Consider the following 17,513-nt stretch of genomic DNA (forward strand, 5'->3'; position numbering starts at 1 on the left):
CGCTTCGCGCCCCAACGGGACGGTGCGGCGATCCGACAAGCTCTTATCAAACTTAAAATAACTTACTGATTTTAAAGGGTTAAAATTTCACCCTAAAGTTTTGAGTCTTACATAAACAATTTCAGGCGACCGCATTCTTGTGGCGAGCGGGCTTGTCCCGCGTTGGGCTGCGCAGCAGCCCCAAAACCAGGCGCAGAGGAGTGCCCGATACACCGCATCGTCTTCATCAGGGGCGCTTCGCACCCCAACGCGGGACAAGCCCGCTCGCCACAGAGGTCCCAGTTTGCTGCGCGACAGCGCGGCGTCGAAGACGGGGGGGCTCCCTCGCCACAGTTACGGTGTTTACCCTTAACTGATCGGCATTAGGCGCTGGCCTGCCAGCGCCTACAGAGGTTTGTGGCAGACCGTCAGGCGTGCATCTGCCCAAACTTGCCCGAGTGAAAATCCGCAAATGCTTGGTGAATCTCTTGCTCGGTATTCATCACAAACGGGCCGTGGCCGACGATAGGCTCGTCAATAGGCTCGCCGCTGAGCAGCAACACGATGGCGTCGTCATTAGCCTCCAGCGTCAGTTGCTCGCCGTCGCGCTCGAACAGTGCCAATTGCCCCTGGCGCGCGATTTCCTCGCCGTTGACCAGCACCGTGCCACGCAGGATCACCAGCGCCGTGTTGCGTCCGGCGTGCAGGTCCAGGGTCAGCGCCTTACCGGCGTTGAGGCGCAGGTCCCACACGTCAATCGGTGTAAAGGTCCGTGCCGGGCCTTGGGTGCCGGCGAATTCACCGGCAATCAGGCGCAGTTTGCCGGCGTCGTTGGCCAGTGGCAGCACCGGGATGTCGCCGTCGACGAGGGTCTGGTAACCGGCGTCGGCCATTTTGTCCTTGGCCGGCAGGTTGACCCACAGTTGCACCATCTCCATCACCCCGCCGCTGCGGGCGAAGGCTTCGGAATGGAATTCCTCGTGGAGGATGCCTTTGGCGGCGGTCATCCATTGCACGTCGCCGGGGCCGATCTTGCCGCCGGCACCGGTGGAGTCGCGGTGTTCGACTTCGCCGTCATACACGATGGTCACAGTTTCAAAGCCGCGGTGCGGGTGTTGGCCGACGCCGCGACGTTGTTCGGTAGGGGTAAAATCGGCGGGGCCAGCGTGGTCCAGCAACAGGAATGGGCTGATGTGTTTGCCCATGGCGTCGTAGGAAAACAGCGTGCGCACCGGAAAACCGTCGCCGACCCAATGAGCGCGGGGGCTGGTGTAGATGCCGATGAGTTTTTTCATGGTAGTCCTCCAAAGTGCATACACCTTAAAACCGTTACCAATTTTGCGCTAGACCGCAAAACCAGCCTTGATCGTTCTACTGACAGGACACTGCGACACTGTAGCGCGACAAAATCCGCGTTAATGATAATGACTCGTAGTAATATTCGCCCTCTCCCGCTCAACCCTCCGAGGGCTGCAATGCCGTTTGCCCCTGTGCCTGTCGCACCGCGCGTGTTGGTGGTGGATGACCACCGCAAGATCCGCGAACCCCTGGCCATGTACCTGCGTCGACACACCTTTGAGGTGCGCACCGCCGAAGACGCGGCCGGCATGTGGCAATTGCTCAAGACCCAGGCCTTCGATGTGGTGGTGCTCGACGTGCTGCTGCCCGACGGCGATGGCTTCGAGTTGTGCAACCAATTGCACCGGCGCAGCAATAACCCGGTGATTTTGCTGACGGCCCGGGACACCGCTGCCGATCGCATTCGCGGCCTGGACCTGGGCGCTGACGATTACGTTACCAAGCCGTTCGAGCCCCGCGAACTGGTGGCGCGCATCAACAGCGTGCTGCGCCGCCAGGGCCGTAACACCGGACCTTCAACACTCAGCAACGGCGCACGCGCCTATCACTTTGCCGGCTGGCATTTCAGCGTCAGCAACGCAACGCTGTGCCGCGACGGCGCCCCCGCGATTCAGCTGAGCACCGCAGAAAGCCGACTGCTGCAAGTCTTCCTCAACCACCCCAACACCCTGCTACACCGCGAGCGGCTGATCGACTTGACCGCCGCCGCCGACAGCGACGTGAGTGACCGTGCCATCGACCGCCAGGTCAGCCGTCTGCGGCGCAAACTGGCCCAGGGCGATGCCGCACCGGACCTGCTGCGCACCATCTGGGGCGGCGGTTACCTGCTGGCGGCCGAGGTCAGCGAATGCACGCCCTGAGCCGACTGTGGCCCAGCGCGATGGCGCACCAGTTGGGACTGTTGTTGTTACTCGCACTGCTTGCCTCGAACGCCATTGCGATGTTGTTCCTGCAACGCACCGGCAACCTGATCCACCCGTTGTCGCGCAGTTTCAGCCTGGAGCGCTTGAGCACCGCGCATCACGCCGCCGTCGAGTTGACCGCCACTGAAACCGCGCATCTGTTAAGCGCCATGAGCACCGACGGCGCGCGCTTCTGGATTGCCTCGACGCCGGACGTCGCGCCGTTTGAACTGCGCCAGGAGGAACATCGGCTGGCCAGCGAGTTGCGCACACAACTGCAATTGAACAACGACGTCGCCATCGGCATGCAGTTGGAGCGCATCAGTGGTGCCGACGCGCGCACCCATGTGTTCAGCCCCGCCGGCTGGGCGCCGTTGCGACTGCGCAGCAGTGTCGCGCTGCCGAGCGGCGAGTACTTGAACGCCCTGCAACACCCCGCCGGCGCCTATGAATGGGGCCGCGTCCTGGCCTACAGCCTGCCGGTGACGACGCTGCCGGTGCTGCTGATCGTGATGTTTTTCATCGCGCGGGTGGTGCGCCCGGTGAAAACCCTGGCCCAGGCCACCGAACGGGTCAGCCGCGGCGAATGGATTGCGCCGCTGCCGGAACAAGGCCCGAGGGAAGCGCGCGAGTTGACCATGGCCTTCAACACCATGCAGGCCAGCCTGGCGCGGCATGTGGAAGGCCGCACGCGGATGCTTGCGGCGGTCAGCCACGACTTAAACACACCGATCACCGAGCTGCGCCTGCAGGTCGAATTGCTGGAGCCCGGCGCGGCCCGCGATGACATGCTTGAAAGCCTCGAGGAGTTGAGCGCCATGGTGCGCGAAACCCTGAATTTCGTGCGCGATGATGCGGTGCAGGAAAGCACCGCCACGCTGTCGCTCACGGCCCTGCTGGAGGATCTGGCCAAGCGTTACCAGCGCCTGCAGCAGCCCGTCACCTGGCACGCCGCATCGCCGCTGATGCTGACGTGTCGCCCGCTGGCGCTCAAGCGTGCCCTCACCAACCTGATCGACAACGCCCTGCACCATGCCGGCGACGCCAGCATCCGCCTGACGCGCCAGGATGACGGCCTGCTGTGCATCGAGATTCTCGACCACGGCCAGGGCTTGCCCGAAGAGTGGCTCACGAAAGTGTTCGAGCCCTTTGTACAACGCGGTGTCAGCGACGGCGGGCTGGGGCTGGGCCTGGCGATTGCACGGTCGTGCATCCAGGCCCACGGCGGCGAGCTGGTGCTGGAAAATCGCCCTCCGGCCGGCCTCTGCGCGGTGGTGCGACTGCCTGCAGCGCTTTAGAAGTTGAGCGTGGCGCCCATCCACAGCGTGCGGCCGTAATTCACTGTGCCGTAGGTTTCGTCGTCCAGGCGCTTGTCGGTGAGGTTGTTGAGGGAGGCATTGAGCGTCAGCGACTCGGTCAGGTCGTAGGAGCCGCCCAGGTCTGCGGTGGTATAGCCCGGCGCCGGTTCGTCAGTGGTGATGGTGTTGCCGGTTTCTTCACCGTAGTAGCTCAACGAAGCCCAGGCCTGGGCGCGGTCGTTGATGCTCCACTCAGTGCGCACATTGGCCTTTTGCTTGGGCGTGAGGGCCAGGGGCGCGCCGGCGTTGGCGCCACTTTTTTGCTCGGAATCGGTGTAGGTGTAGTTGGCCTTGAGCAGCACGCTGGGGTTGATGTCCCATTGGCCGTTGAGCTCCACGCCCTGGATGATCGCCTTGTCGACGTTGACCCGCTCCATGATGGTGTAGCCGTTCCAGCGCCGGTCGGTGGTGACGGTGGAGAGCTTGTCCTGAAAGTCGTTATAGAACAGCGTCACGCCGCCCGACAGGTTGTCGCGGTTGCTCCACAGCGCCGACAGTTCATAGTTGGTGCTGGTTTCGGGCTTGAGGTCGGGGTTGCCGAACATCACGAAACGGTTGCGCCGCAGGTAAGCGTAGTCGGCCACCACCGCGCGCAGTTCGGGCGCCTTGAAGCCTCGGGCGATACCGCCTTTGAACGTCCATTGATCGGTGGCGCGCCACACCCCGTAGACACGCGGGCTGACGTGCGCGCCGTACTCTTCGTGTTCATCCAGGCGCAGGCCGGTGGTGAGCGCGAAGCTGTCGGTGACCGACCATTCGTTCTCTGCGAACAGCGCTTTTTGTACCACCGAAAATGTGTAGTCGACGCGGTCACCGAGGCCCTGGTTCCAGTCGGTCAACTCGCTTTCATTCCATTGCAGGCCCACGGTGCTGACGTTGTGCGCGGTGGGCACCACCAGCTTGGCGTCGAACACGGTGTTCTTGACCTGCGGTTTGCGCCCGTAGATGTCGGTTTGCGCCGGGGTCGCCTTGCCTTCGCGGCTGGAGGTTTCCTGGGACAACGCGATGTCGGAAGTGGCCCAGCCCCAACGGCCCTGATGGGACAGCGACCAGTGATCACGGTTGTTTTCCTGCTCTCGGGTGGCCCAGTTGGCGCTCATGCCGTCGCCATTTTTCAGGCGGGTAGCGCCGGCTTCGAGCAGGATGTCGTGGTCAATCGTAGGCGTGAAGGCCAGGCGCGCGGTGAGGTCGCGATGGTCGGCTTGGCTGAAACCATTGGTCTGTTCGATGTCATCGTCGGCCTGACGATCCAGGTAGCGCCCCCACACCTGCAGGCCGAGGAAATCTTCCTTGAGCGGGCCGCTGAGGTAGAACTGGGTTTGCCGCGCGTTGCCCTGGTCGCTGTGCTGGCGCGCCGAATAATCGTAGCCAATCGAGCCACCCCAGGTCGGCGAGACCTTGCGCGTGATCACGTTGATCACACCGCCGATGGCGTCTGAGCCGTACAACGACGACATCGGCCCGCGCACCACTTCGATCCGCTCGATGGCGGCGGCCGGCGGCACAAAGCTCTGCTCGTAGCCACTGTTGCCGTTGACCCGCGATTCCCGCGCGCTCTGGCGTTTGCCGTCGACCATGATCAGGGTGTAATCGGCCGGCATGCCACGGATGGAAATATCGGTTTCATTCGCCCCGCCGTTGACCGTCACGCCCTCGACATCCCGCACCGCGTCACCGAGGTCGCGGTAGGATTTGCGGCGCAACGATTCGCCGTCAATCACCGTCACCGAAGCCGGCGCGTCTTCCACACTTTGTGCATAGCCTGCGGCCGTTACCACAACATCGTTGAGTTCCAGTGCCACGGGCTCATCCGCATGAGCGTGAAGACTGGCCGCAACCAGCAGGGCCAGGGGCGAGAAACGAAAAGCAGGCAGCATGGGCGTAGACCTTAGGATTAGACTCAAAAGAGAATCGTAATCATCCAGCCCTGAAAAACTTGGACAAAGTGTGACAACTCAGGCCGAACCCGCGGTGAGCCGGCCACCGCCCATGGCGTGCGGCCCGTGATTTTGAACGCCCTGGCGGCTAATGCCGATCAGTTAAGGGCGGGCGCTGTAACTGTGGCGAGCGAATTTGCTCGCGTTGGGCTGCGAAGCGGCCCAGTCAGGCAACGAATTTATTCAGGAAGATATGCCTCGCCGGGTTTGGGGCTGCTGCGCAGCCCAACGCAGGGCAAGCCTGCTCGCCACAACAAGCCAGTTTATCCAGCAACCAGCCCGCTCGCTTCAGGAGCAGGCTCACCCATAGAGTACCAGTGAGCCCTGCGACCCGATCAGCGCTTCGAAAGCTCCATAATCATCCGGCTAAGCAAGTAAATCCGCGGCGCCACACTCTCCACTTCCGCATATTCCTCCGACGTATGAATATTGCCCCCCACAATCCCAAACCCATCCAGCGTCGGCGTCCCAACCCCGGCCGACAAACTTGCATCCGCCGCCCCGCCGCTGCCTTCAATCGTCAACGTCTTGCCTAACTCGCCATAAATCCCCTGGGCAATCGCCACCAACTTGTCGGACTCCGGCGTCTGCGGCATCGGCGGCAAGCCACGCTGCAAAGTGGTCTTCACTTCCGTCTCCGCAATCAGTTTGTTGGCCGACACCCGCGCCAAGTCTTTCTCGATGCGATCAAACTCTTCCGGCAACGCCGCGCGTACATCCGCTTTGGCGATGGCCTGGTCGGGGATCACGTTGGTACGGTCGCCAGCCTTGATCACGGTGAAGTTGATGGTGGTTTTCTTCTCTTCATCACCCAGCTTGCCCAGTTGCAGGATCTGGTGAGCGGCCTCCATGGCGGCGTTGCGGCCCAGTTCCGGGGCGACACCGGCGTGGGCGGCTTTGCCTTTGACTTCGACCACGGCGGTGGCGCTGCCTTTGCGCCACACCACCAAACCGTCGGCTGGGCGGCCGGGTTCGAGGTTCAACGTTACGTCGTGGCCCTTGGCGGTTTTGCGGATCAGTTCGGAGGCGGCCTCGGAGCCGGTTTCTTCGCTGGCGTCGAGCAGGAAGGTGATTTGCGCATAGTCCTTGAAGCCCTGGTTTTTCAGGACTTTTAGCGCGTAGATGCCGGCGACGATGCCGCCCTTGTCATCCATCACACCGGGGCCATAGGCGCGGCCGTCCTTGATGTGGAACGGGCGTTCGGCGGCCGAGCCTTCCTTGAACACGGTGTCCATGTGGGCCATCAGCAGGATCCTGGCTTTGCCGGTGCCCTTGAGGGTGGCGATGATGTGGCTGCTATTGGCCGCGGCATCCGGCACCCGCTCGATGCTGAAACCCAGCTGTTTCAGTTCATCGACGGCGATGTCGCTCACCTGGGTCAGGCCCGGCCCGTAGCCCGAACCGGAGTCGATGTTCACCAGGCGCTCCAGCAGTTTCAAGGCGTCGGCCTTGTACTGTTCTGAGTCGGTCTGGATTTGTTTGTGGGGTTCGGCGCTGTAGGCCGGGAGTGCAAACGACAAGGCCAGCGTCGCGGCCAAAAGCGTACGGGGGAAGGTGAAGAGCATGAACCGATCCTTGTTTTTGTGCGCAGGTGAAGGCACACCCTACCCCACTAAACCGACCTCAACCAAGTGCCTTGAACCGAGCTGACCCGGTTGCGCCCGCTGCTCTTGGCTGCGTACAACGCCTGGTCGGCATCGTTGAGCCAACTGGTGGAGTCGGCATGCCCAGGCTGATACGGCGCCAGGCCGATGCTCAGGCTGGCGCGCAAGGTCGGGTCCTGCGCATAGGCCAGTGCGTTGAAACGATCACGCAGCGCGTCCATCACTTCGGTGGCGCGGTTAAGCGGCATGTCCGGCAGGATCACGCAGAATTCATCACCGCCATAACGCCCGGCCAGGTCGGTTGCGCGCAGGTTCTGGCGCAGCACTTTGCTGAGCTGGCGCAGGACGATGTCGCCGGTAACGTGGCCGTAGGTGTCGTTGATGACCTTGAAATGGTCGATGTCGATCAGCGCAATGGCCGCGCCCTGCTGATCACGGCGGCAGCGTTGGAACTCGATTTCCAGGTGGTCCTTCCACGCGCCGTGGTTGAGCAGGCCGGACAGGCTGTCGGTGCGGCTCAGCGCCAGCAGCTCGCGTTTATGCCGCGCCAGGGTCACGGCCTGGCGGTAGCAGATCCAGCCCAGCGCCAGCGGGTACAGCATCAGGATCGGCAGGCAGGCATACAACTGGGTCTGGCTGGTCACCGCGATAAACGCCGGGGTGAACACCAGCAGTGACGTGCCAATGCCCAACGCCTGGGCCACCCAACCCGCCAGCATGAAGCGCGGACCGCCGATGGCCACATTATTCATGGTCATCATCGACAGAGTGGTGACGCCGGGCAACGGGTTGAAATACATGGCACCGACCCAGAACCCGCCGCAAAAGGAATCGAACAGCAGGTTGCGGCGCTCGCAGCGCAGGGAACTGGTGGTGCGGCGCGACCACTGATACGCCAGGTGCGGCCAGACGAAGGCGTTAATTACCATAAACGCCCACACCCAAAGGGGTGGGCTCAAGGGGGACATGCCGAACGCCACGCACACAAAGCCGAGCGTCAGCCCCAGCGTGCGGGATTTGTACAACCGTTTAGCGAGCGGAAGTCCGTTTCCTCCGGCAGCTGGCATGGTGTGGTGATCCTGGATGAATGCCTGGAGTCTATCAGGGCGAAGGCAATACGCCACTACCACTCATAAGCTCATTACCGCCGTAAATCACCTATTCAAAACGATTAGTGGGAAAACCCTCGCGCCAGCATCAACGCCACCCCCAACAGCAACACCGCCGTGACCCGCTGCAACATCACGCGCCGCCGAGGGTTTTCCAACACGTGCTTGATACGCTGGCCGAAATAGCAATACAGGCAGCCACTGGCAAATTGCAGCAGCAGAAAGGTCAGGCCGAGGATGGCGATGTCCGTCGCGGAGCTGTGCTCCCCTGCCCCGGCAAACTGTGGGAATACGGCGCTGAACAGGATGAGGGTCTTGGGGTTGGAAAATCCGGTCAACAGCCCTTTGCCGAACAGGCTGCGCGCGCCCTCGACGGCGCCGGCGCGGTCAATTGACATGCCGCTGCTCGTCCACTGCTTATAAGCCAGGTAGAGGATGTACGCCACGCCGACATACTGGATGGCTTGGGTGATCGCAAGGTTGCCCTTGATCAGTTCCGAGAAGCCCACGGCAAAGATCAGGATCGAAATCAGGTACGCCACGCTGGCGCCGATCTGCGCCGGGATCGAACGGCGCAAGCCGTCCCTGAGGCCCAGGCTCAACAGCAGCAGGGTCATGGGGCCGGGACTGAAGGTCATGGTGGCGCAAAACAGCAGGAAGTAGAGAAACGAAGAGAGCGTCAATGCGCTGGTCATGGCTAGGACCCTGGGTTAGAAGGCCTACAGTTTAGGCAAGCAGCGTTGCACAAGGCAGGTAAAGTGAGGCTTAATCCGGCCAAACTTCACCGGTAAAACTACCGGCAAAGACAAGGACTGTTTATGTTTGTATCCGCCATCGCCTTTACTGAAGGCAGCCCCAAGGTGCAACAGATCGTCGAGGCGTTCAGCCAGGCCATCGAGACCGGTGAATGGGCGCCCGGCAGCAAGTTGCCGTCGGTACGCGAGCTGAGTGAAACCCTGGGCGTCAGCAAATTCACCCTCAACGAAGCATTGGACCGCCTGCGCGGGCGCAACTTGCTGACCTCAAGCCAGGGCCGTGGCTACTTCGTGGCGATGGACACTGCGCGCGCCGTCTCGTCGACCTGGGTCGATCTGCTGCCCCAGGATTTGCTCAGCGTGTTGCGCCGGCCCCTGGTCACAGTCAATGGCGACCTGCGCCCCGGCAGCGGGCATTTACCCGAAGAGTGGCTCAACAGCGAGGCCATCCGCCAGGCCATGCGCAGCGCAGTCCGCGCACCGTCGTTGCGTATCGCGGGGCTGGGCACCCCGGCCGGTTTACTGCCGTTGCGCCAGGCCCTGCAACAGAAGCTGCACACCGAAGGGTTGTCGGTGCCGGTGGAACAAATCATCACCACCCCCAACACCGTGCAAGGCCTGGACATGCTGATGCGCCTGCTCGCGCGCCCCGGGGACACGGTGCTGCTCGACGCGCCGTGCTACTTCAACTTCCACGCCAATCTGGCGCTGCACGGGGTCAAGGTCGTCACGCTTGAACGTCGCCCCGAAGGCTTTGACTTCACGGCCCTGGAACAGCTGCTGGCCGATCATCGCCCCAGTCTGTACCTGACCACCAGCGTGCTGCAGAACCCCACCGGCCATTCGTTCAGCCCCGGCCAGGCTTTTCGCCTGCTGCAACTGACCCAGCAGTACCACTGCCATATCATCGAGGACGACCTTTACGGCGACCTGCACCCCAACCCGCCGCCGCGACTGGCCGCCCTCGCCGGCCTGGACCACGTCACCTACCTGTCGGGATTCTCCAAGACCCTCAGCGCCAACACCCGCGTCAGTTACGTGGTGGCGGCACCACAACTGGCGGCCAACCTGACCAATATGAAGTTGATGAGCGGCGGCGTGACCTCGGAACTGTTCGAGCAGATCGTCTACCGCATGCTCAGCGAAGGCAGCTACGCCAGGCACCGCAAGCGCATGGTCCAGCGCTTGATCGAGGCCGGCGGGCGGGTCGAACAATGGCTCAAGCGCTGCGGTTGCGAACTGTCGATGCCGTATGAAGGCGGGATGTTTATCTGGGCGCGCCTGCCGGCCGGAGTCGACGGCGAGCAACTGGCGCAGGAAGCGTTGAAGCAAGGCATGGTGCTGGCGCCGGGTGCGCTGTTCGGCTACGACCCGGCCCATCGCGACTCGATGCGTTTTAACGTGGCCCACAGTGATGAGCCACGGGTGCAACAGGTATTCGACGCGCTGCTGGAAGTAGCAAAAGTATCGCCAACCAAAAATGCGTACTAATAATAGTCATGCAAACCTATAATTATTTAATTTAATAATTAGGTTAGAACAAATCGGCATTTTACAGGCCGCGTCGCTACCCCTAGTTTCGAGTCCAACCAGTGCCTCTCCCCGAGCAGGCCTGTTTATCAAACTCTACAAGGACAGCGCATGAGCATTGAATTCATCGGCTACATCGCCGGCCACCACGCCTCCGAAATACACCCGCGCAGCGGCCCTACCCTGCAACCGGACTACGTGGAAACCGTGGCACGCGCCCACGAAGAAGCCGGTTTCGACCGCGCCCTCGTGGCCTTTCATTCCAACAGCCCGGACAGCACGCTGATCGCCTCCCATGCCGCCAGCGTGACCAAGAAGCTGCAATTCCTGATCGCGCACCGCCCCGGTTTTGCCCAGCCAACCTTGGCCGCTCGGCAGTTCAACACCCTCGATGTGTTCAACGGCGGGCGCACGGCCGTGCACATCATCACCGGTGGCGACGACCGCGAACTGCGTGCCGACGGCAGCCATATCGGCAAGGACGAACGCTACGCGCGCACCGACGAATACCTGAGCGTGGTGCGCCAGGAATGGACCAGCGAACAGCCGTTCGACTTCGCGGGTACGTACTACCAGGTGGAAGGCGCGCACTCCACCGTGAAGTCGCCGCAACAGCCGCATATTCCGCTGTACTTCGGCGGCTCTTCAGCGGCCGCGATTGCGGTGGCGGGCAAGCATGCGGATGTGTACGCGCTGTGGGGTGAAACCTACGAGCAGGTGCGCGAGATAGTGACCCAGGTGCGCGCGGAAGCGGCCAGGCATGGGCGGACCATTCGCTTCAGTTTGTCGTTGCGGCCGATCCTCGCCGAGACCGAGGAACTGGCATGGGTGCGGGCCGAGAACATCTTGCAGCAGGCCACCGCGCTGGCAGAGAAGAATGGCTTTGTGCGAAGTGAACCGCCGAATGAAGGCTCACGCCGGTTGCTGGCGGCGGCGGCGCAGGGGTCGCGGTTGGACAAGCGCTTGTGGACCGGGATTGCCGGGTTGCTGGGAGCGCAAGGTAACTCCACCTCGTTGGTGGGCACGGCTGAGCAAGTGGCTGAGGCGTTGCTGGATTATTACGATTTGGGGATTACCACGTTTTTGATCCGTGGGTTTGATCCGCTCAATGATGCGATTGACTACGGCAAGCGCCTGATTCCCCTCACCCGGCAGCTGGTTGCCGAGCGCGAACAGGCCCAACAAGTCGCTTGAGCACACCACAAGAATAAATGTGGGAGGGGCAAGTCGAATCGTCGCACCGCCCCTCCCACATTAAGATTTTCATTGCTTTGAAGAGCCTGCTTCACCTCAGTTTTTGTAGTCAGTATCGGTACGCTCCAACTGCCGAACCAACGCATTCCAATGCCGCGCCACCCCTGGCCCATCCCCCGCCTTGAACACCTCGGCCTGCTGCTCAACCTTGGCCACCACTTCCGCCGGAGGGAAGATCAACTCAGCATTACCACCCGCCTGCGCCGCGATCTGGATATTGCACGCGCGCTCCAACTGCTGCAGTTGCACAAACGCGTGTTCAACGCTGACGCCTGCGGTCAACAACCCATGGTTACGCAGGATCATCACGCTCTTGTCACCCAGGTCTGCCACCAGTCGCTCACGCTCGTCCAGGTCCAGGGCCACGCCCTCGTAACCGTGGTACGCCACGCGCCCGGAAAAGCCGAGGGAATGCTGGGAGATCGGCAACAAGCCGTCCTTTTGCGCCGACACGGCAATGCCGTCACGGGTATGGGTATGCAACACGGCCTGCAGGTCGTGGCGGGCGGCGTGGATAGCGCTGTGGATCACGTAGCCGGCGTAGTTGATGCCAAGGCCGGTGGGGTCGTCGATGAGGGTGCCGTCTATGTCGACCTTGACCAGGTTGGAGGCGCTGATTTCATCGAACAACAGCCCGAAGGCGTTGATCAGAAAATGCTCCTCGGGGCCCGGCACACGGGCGGAGAAGTGGGTGTAGATGTGGTCAGTCCACTTGTACAAGGCGGCCAGTCGATAGGCCGCGGCGAGTTTGACGCGCACTTCCCATTCTTCCGGGGTGACGCGCTGGCGGACCGTGCTGGAAACGCTGGATATCGAGGTGACGCTGCTCATGGCAAAACTTCCTGGATGGCCTTAAGGACTTCCAGGCAAGCCTAGGGGATGGGAAAAAATAATAAAAATCACATTTTAATCTAAGCTAATTATTATTTTTTTTCATAACCACCGATCGTTCCCACGCTCTGCGTGGGAATGCATCCCGTGACGCTGCACGTCACCCGTGCGCAAGATGGCGGGACGCGGAGCGTCCCAGGCGGCATTCCCACGCGGAGCGTAGGAACGATCGTCGCGTAGCGTCGGGACGATCGTCAGGCGGCGTTGCGGATCTTGTGCAGGGAGGCCGCTACCAGTTTGCCGAAGGTATCCACCGGCCCTTGCAGGTTGCCGAGGAAGTGCGGGTAGATCAGCCACAAATCCATCACCGGCTTGAAATCCTTGAGCGGCATCACCGCCAGTTGCTCGCGGTGGGCACTGCGTTCCAGCAGCGGCCGTGGTACCAGGCCCAAACCCAGACCGTCAGCAACAAGCCCCAGTTGCAGCTCAGTGCCGAAGGTTTCCAGGTTCACCCGCAAGGCCAGGCCCTGGTCGGACAAGGTGCGCTGCAACCCGGCACGGAAACCGCAGCCATCCGGGTTGAGAACCCAGCCGTTCTGGTACACATCGGCCAGCTTGCACGGTTTCTTGGGCAACTGCGCCTTGGCGCACACCACCACCAACTCCATCTTGCCGATGGACTCGCCGACGATGTTGTCCGGGAAGATCTTGCCCGCCGGGAACAATGCCGCCGCCGCGTCCAGCTCGCCGCGTTCGATCTTGCCCACCAGCTGGCTGCCCCAGCCGGTGGCGACCTGGGCGCGCAGGTCGGGGTATTCGGTGCGCAGGTGCTTGAGGGCATCGAGCAGCACCACATCACCGATGGTTTGCGGCACGCCGAGGCGCAACAGGCCGGTGGGCGGCGCATCGGTGGCGACGAGTTCGCGCAGGGCATCCATCTCGCGCAGGATCAAGCGGCACTGCTCGTAGACGCGTGTACCGATCAGCGTAGGCTTGAGAGGCTTGGTGTTGCGGTCGAACAGCTCAACCCCCAGCGCCTGCTCGAAGTTCTGCACGCGGCGGGTGATGGCCGGCTGGGTCAGTTGCAACGACTCGGCGGCATGGCTGATGGACTGGCAACGAATCACTTCGACAAAGGCATCGATATCGTCAATTTTCATTTGGGCCGCACATAGAGAACAGTCATTAAGATGTGTGCGAAGCATAGTTGCAGTCGCTGTATCTGGATAGCCCACGCTGTGATCGATAACGTCTAACGCTATGCAGACCGGTTCTAAATTACCTTCAGCTATAAGCTAATCATTAAAAAATAGCATATTAACTATAAACATTATGCTTAGATAAACCCATCACCACCGACCCTCTGATGGAATTGTCATGACCCAGGCCCGACACCCCGAAAGACTCAGAGCCTTCATAGGCGCCCTGGCGGAATTGATCGACGGCAATCCACGCGAAGGCGACCTGCTACACCGGGGCGGCAAGCTGCTGGCGCAACTGGTCAGCCATGATGACTGGCTCCCCGACGAATACGCCCAACCCGACCCCGAACGCTATCAGCAATTTCTGCTGCATGCCGATTCGCGCCAGCGTTTCAGCATCGTCAGCTTTGTGTGGGGGCCGGGGCAACGCACGCCGATTCATGATCATCGGGTGTGGGGGCTGATCGGCATGCTGCGTGGCTCGGAGTTTTCCCAGGGGTTTGAACGCGCGCCCGATGGCAGCCTGGTTGCCGAAGGCAAACCCGTGCAGTTAGTGCCCGGTCACGTCGAAGCCGTGTCGCCCAAGGTCGGTGACATCCATCAGGTCAGCAATGCCCACAGCGACCAGGTGTCGATCAGCATTCATGTGTACGGCGCCAACATCGGTGCCGTGCGCCGCGCGGTGTATCAACCCGACGGCAGCGAGAAACTGTTTATCTCCGGTTATTCCAACGCCTTCCTCCCGAACATCTGGGATTTGTCCAAAGAAAAGAGCCCTGCCCTATGACCACCGTATCGACCCGCAGCTTTGCCCAGATTCGCCAGGCACTGTTGGACCATCAGGAAGTCGCCCTGGTGGACGTGCGCGAGGAAGCGCCGTTTGCCGAATCCCACCCGCTGTTCGCCGCGAATATCCCGCTGTCCAAGCTGGAACTGGAGGTGTACTCAAGGATTCCGCGCCGCGATACCCAGGTCACCGTGTACGACAACGGCGAAGGGCTGGCCAGCCGCGCCGCCGAACGCCTGGTCGCACTGGGCTACACCGAAGTCAGCCTGCTGGAAGGCGGCCTGGACGGTTGGCGCCGGGCCGGTGGCGAGCTGTTTATCGACGTCAACGTACCGAGCAAGGCGTTTGGCGAGCTGGTCGAGAGCGAGCGTCATACGCCTTCCCTGGCGGCTGAAGAAGTGCAGGCGCTGCTCGACAGCCAGGCCGATGTGGTGGTGCTCGACGCCCGCCGCTTCGACGAATACCAGACCATGAGCATCCCCACCGGCATCAGCGTGCCCGGTGCCGAGCTGGTGTTGCGCGCCCGCGAACTGGCGCCAGACCCGGCTACCCGCATTATCGTCAACTGCGCCGGGCGCACCCGCAGCATTATCGGCACCCAATCGTTGATCAATGCCGGCGTGGCCAACCCGGTGTCGGCCCTGCGCAACGGTACGATCGGCTGGACCTTGGCCGGGCAGAAACTCGCCCACGGCCAGTCTCGCCGCTTTGCGCCGACGTCCGAAGAACACCGCCAGATCGCCGCCCAGGATGCGCGCCGCGTTGCCGACCAGGCCCGCGTCGGCCGCGCCACCCTGGCCGACCTGCAACGCTGGCAGCAGGAACCAACCCGTACCACGTATTTGTTCGATGTGCGCACCCCGGAAGAATTCGACGCCGGTCACTTGCCGGGCGCGCGCTCCACGCCGGGCGGCCAACTGGTGCAGGAAACCGACCATGTCGCCAGCGTGCGCGGTGCGCGATTGGTGCTGGCGGATGACGATGGCGTGCGCGCCAATATGTCCGCGTCCTGGCTCGCGCAATTGGGCTGGGAAGTGCACGTGCTGGATGACCTGCAATCTGCACTTTTCACAGAAAAAGGTGCATGGGTCGACCCCGTACCGGCGCCGCAGCAGGCCGAACTGATCAGCCCGCACACCCTCGCCGACTGGCTGGGCCATGGCGACACTGTGGTGCTGGACTTCACCGCCAGCGCCAATTACGTGAAACGCCATATTCCCGGCGCCTGGTGGGCCTTGCGTGCGCAACTGCCGCAAGCCCTGGCCAAGGTGCCCAGTGCCCAGCGCTATGTGCTGACCTGCGGCAGCAGCCAACTGGCGCGCCTGGCTGTGGCGGAAGTCGAAGCGATCACCGGCAAGCAAGTGTTCCTTCTACAAGGCGGCACCGCCCACTGGATCGCCGAAAAACTGCCATTGGAAGAAGGCGAAACCCACCTGGCCTCACCGCGCATCGACCGCTACCGCCGGCCATACGAAGGCACCGACAGCCCCAGGGAAGCCATGCAAGCGTACCTGGACTGGGAATTCGGCCTGGTCGAACAACTGGCCCGCGACGGCACCCACGGTTTTTACGTGATCTGATCAAGCCAATGCTTTCCCCCTGTGGCGAGGGAGCTTGCTCCCGTTGGGCTGCAAAGCAGTCCCAAATCCAGACACTGAATATCGTCAGAAAAAACTCGGCTGCCTGGATTGCGAGGGCTTCGCCCTCCAGCGGGAGCAAGCTCCCTCGCCACATAAGCACCCCGCACCAAATGCAATTACAGAATAATAAATCAACATATAATCAATTATTTTAATAATTAACATATAACCAAAAAGAACTTCACAGCGAGTTCTTATAGGAATAACGTTAACTCCTCACCGACCCCTTCTCCAGGCGGAGGTAGCCGAACCCTTTCTCGATATGCCTGGAGCCTGCATCCCATGGTCTTTTCCACCCCGTTCAAACGCCTGCTCCTGGGCACTGCTCTCGCCTTCGGCCTGATGGGTACCGCCCACGCCGCCGACCTGCAACCGCTGCGGGTGGCCAATCAGAAATCGACGATCAAGGCGCTGCTGGAGGTCTGCGGCGAAACCAAAAACGTACCCTATGAAATCCAGTGGTCGGAATTCCCGTCTGCCTCGCCCTTGGGCGAAGCCTTGAATGCCGGCGCAGTGGATATCGGTGCCCTCGGCGATGCGCCGTATGTGTTCGCCCTCGGCGCCGGTGCATCGCTCAAGGTGGTCAGCATCATCCACGCCGAAGGGCGCAACACCACCGCGCTGCTGGTGCCCAAGGACTCACCGATCAAGACCGTGAACGACCTCAAGGGCAAAAAAATCGTCACCGGACGCGGCTCCATCGGCCATTACCTCGCAATCAAGGCCCTGGCCAGCGCCGGCCTGACGACCAAAGATGTGCAATTCATTTTCCTGCTGCCCAGCGAGTCCCGCCTGGTGCTGGATAACGGCACTGTCGATGCCTGGTCGACCTGGGACCCTTACACCACCGTGGTCACTTCACAAAGCCAGGCGCGGGTGCTGGCCAGCGGCAACCAACTGTTGAGCAACCACCTGTACCTCGCGGCAACCAGCCAGGCCATCGCCGACAAGCGTCCGCAACTGGACGACTTTGTCGCGCGTGTCGACCGTGCTTACGCGTGGGCCAACACCCACCCCAACGAGTACGCCGCTGCCCAAGCCAAGATCACCGGCCTGCCGCTGGCCGTGCACGTGGAAGTGGCCAAAGACACTCACCTGACCCCCGTATTGATTGACGACTCGGTGATCAGAGGCCTGCAAGCCACTGCCGACACCTATCAAAAAGAAGGCCTGCTGACCAAACACATCGACGTGTCCCAGGGCTTCGACAAGAGCTTTAACGCCAAGCGTGTCCCCCTCAACCAAGCATCACGCTAAGGAGCAGAA

Annotated in this window: 14 protein-coding genes; 7 read left to right on the forward strand and 7 right to left on the reverse strand. The window is 61.8% G+C overall.

Annotation, left to right across the window (positions count from 1 at the left end; all coding sequences use genetic code 11):
• Positions 1 to 407 precede the first annotated feature (407 nt).
• The gene (locus tag ACR52_RS27600) at positions 408 to 1,274 is read right to left on the reverse strand and encodes a pirin family protein (RefSeq protein ID WP_048731392.1); all 867 of its coding nucleotides are present in this window, start codon (positions 1,272 to 1,274) and stop codon (positions 408 to 410) included.
• 180 nt (positions 1,275 to 1,454) lie between these two features.
• On the opposite strand from ACR52_RS27600, the gene ACR52_RS27605 reads away from it, so the two are divergent.
• Together ACR52_RS27605 and ACR52_RS27610 are read left to right on the forward strand one after the other, a co-directional pair.
• Complete coding sequence (locus ACR52_RS27605; protein ID WP_048731394.1) at positions 1,455 to 2,198, forward strand: response regulator transcription factor; 744 nt, start codon at positions 1,455 to 1,457, stop codon at positions 2,196 to 2,198.
• 20 nt (positions 2,199 to 2,218) lie between these two features.
• A complete protein-coding gene (locus ACR52_RS27610) occupies positions 2,219 to 3,538 on the forward strand; it encodes an ATP-binding protein (RefSeq protein WP_048731801.1) in 1,320 nt (439 codons plus the stop codon).
• Here ACR52_RS27610 and ACR52_RS27615 read toward each other — a convergent pair.
• The 4 genes from ACR52_RS27615 to ACR52_RS27630 all read right to left on the reverse strand — a co-directional run bounded on the left by ACR52_RS27615 (position 3,535) and on the right by ACR52_RS27630 (position 8,943).
• Positions 3,535 to 5,475 carry a TonB-dependent receptor domain-containing protein gene (locus ACR52_RS27615; protein WP_048731396.1) on the reverse strand — a complete coding sequence of 647 codons (1,941 nt, stop codon included), beginning with the start codon at positions 5,473 to 5,475 and terminating at the stop codon, positions 3,535 to 3,537. The genes ACR52_RS27610 and ACR52_RS27615 overlap by 4 nt on opposite strands.
• Positions 5,476 to 5,870: 395 nt before the next feature.
• Positions 5,871 to 7,100 carry a M20/M25/M40 family metallo-hydrolase gene (locus tag ACR52_RS27620; protein ID WP_048731398.1) on the reverse strand — a complete coding sequence of 410 codons (1,230 nt, stop codon included), beginning with the start codon at positions 7,098 to 7,100 and terminating at the stop codon, positions 5,871 to 5,873.
• Between the two features lie 47 nt (positions 7,101 to 7,147).
• Positions 7,148 to 8,206, reverse strand: coding sequence for a diguanylate cyclase (locus ACR52_RS27625; RefSeq protein WP_048731399.1), 1,059 nt, complete (start codon positions 8,204 to 8,206; stop codon positions 7,148 to 7,150).
• 104 nt (positions 8,207 to 8,310) lie between these two features.
• On the reverse strand, positions 8,311 to 8,943 hold the full coding sequence (locus ACR52_RS27630; RefSeq protein ID WP_048731400.1) for a LysE family translocator: 633 nt from the start codon (positions 8,941 to 8,943) through the stop codon (positions 8,311 to 8,313).
• Positions 8,944 to 9,066: 123 nt separating this feature from the next.
• Between ACR52_RS27630 and ACR52_RS27635 the strand changes: the two genes are divergently transcribed.
• Positions 9,067 to 10,494, forward strand: coding sequence for an aminotransferase-like domain-containing protein (locus ACR52_RS27635; RefSeq protein WP_048731402.1), 1,428 nt, complete (start codon positions 9,067 to 9,069; stop codon positions 10,492 to 10,494).
• Between the two features lie 150 nt (positions 10,495 to 10,644).
• Positions 10,645 to 11,727 (forward strand): LLM class flavin-dependent oxidoreductase, encoded by a 1,083-nt coding sequence (locus tag ACR52_RS27640; protein ID WP_048731405.1) that lies wholly within the window; start codon positions 10,645 to 10,647, stop codon positions 11,725 to 11,727.
• Positions 11,728 to 11,823: 96 nt separating this feature from the next.
• On the opposite strand, the gene ACR52_RS27645 is transcribed toward ACR52_RS27640, so the two are convergent.
• Both ACR52_RS27645 and ACR52_RS27650 read right to left on the reverse strand, forming a co-directional pair.
• Entirely contained in the window at positions 11,824 to 12,618 is a 795-nt protein-coding gene (locus ACR52_RS27645; RefSeq protein ID WP_048731407.1) for a class II aldolase/adducin family protein, read from the reverse strand.
• Between the two features lie 254 nt (positions 12,619 to 12,872).
• Positions 12,873 to 13,778, reverse strand: a complete 906-nt coding sequence (locus tag ACR52_RS27650) for a LysR family transcriptional regulator (RefSeq protein ID WP_048731409.1) — start codon at positions 13,776 to 13,778, stop codon at positions 12,873 to 12,875.
• A gap of 217 nt (positions 13,779 to 13,995) precedes the next feature.
• Between ACR52_RS27650 and ACR52_RS27655 the strand changes: the two genes are divergently transcribed.
• From ACR52_RS27655 to ACR52_RS27665, 3 genes are all read left to right on the forward strand, one after another.
• On the forward strand, positions 13,996 to 14,607 hold the full coding sequence (locus ACR52_RS27655; protein ID WP_048731411.1) for a cysteine dioxygenase family protein: 612 nt from the start codon (positions 13,996 to 13,998) through the stop codon (positions 14,605 to 14,607).
• Positions 14,604 to 16,187, forward strand: coding sequence for a rhodanese-related sulfurtransferase (locus ACR52_RS27660; protein WP_048731413.1), 1,584 nt, complete (start codon positions 14,604 to 14,606; stop codon positions 16,185 to 16,187). The genes ACR52_RS27655 and ACR52_RS27660 overlap by 4 nt, the downstream gene beginning before the upstream one ends.
• 342 nt (positions 16,188 to 16,529) lie before the next feature.
• Positions 16,530 to 17,504, forward strand: coding sequence for an ABC transporter substrate-binding protein (locus ACR52_RS27665; protein WP_048731415.1), 975 nt, complete (start codon positions 16,530 to 16,532; stop codon positions 17,502 to 17,504).
• The last annotated feature ends 9 nt before the right edge of the window (positions 17,505 to 17,513 follow it).

The organism is Pseudomonas fildesensis (assembly GCF_001050345.1).
GTDB lineage: Bacteria > Pseudomonadota > Gammaproteobacteria > Pseudomonadales > Pseudomonadaceae > Aquipseudomonas > Aquipseudomonas fildesensis.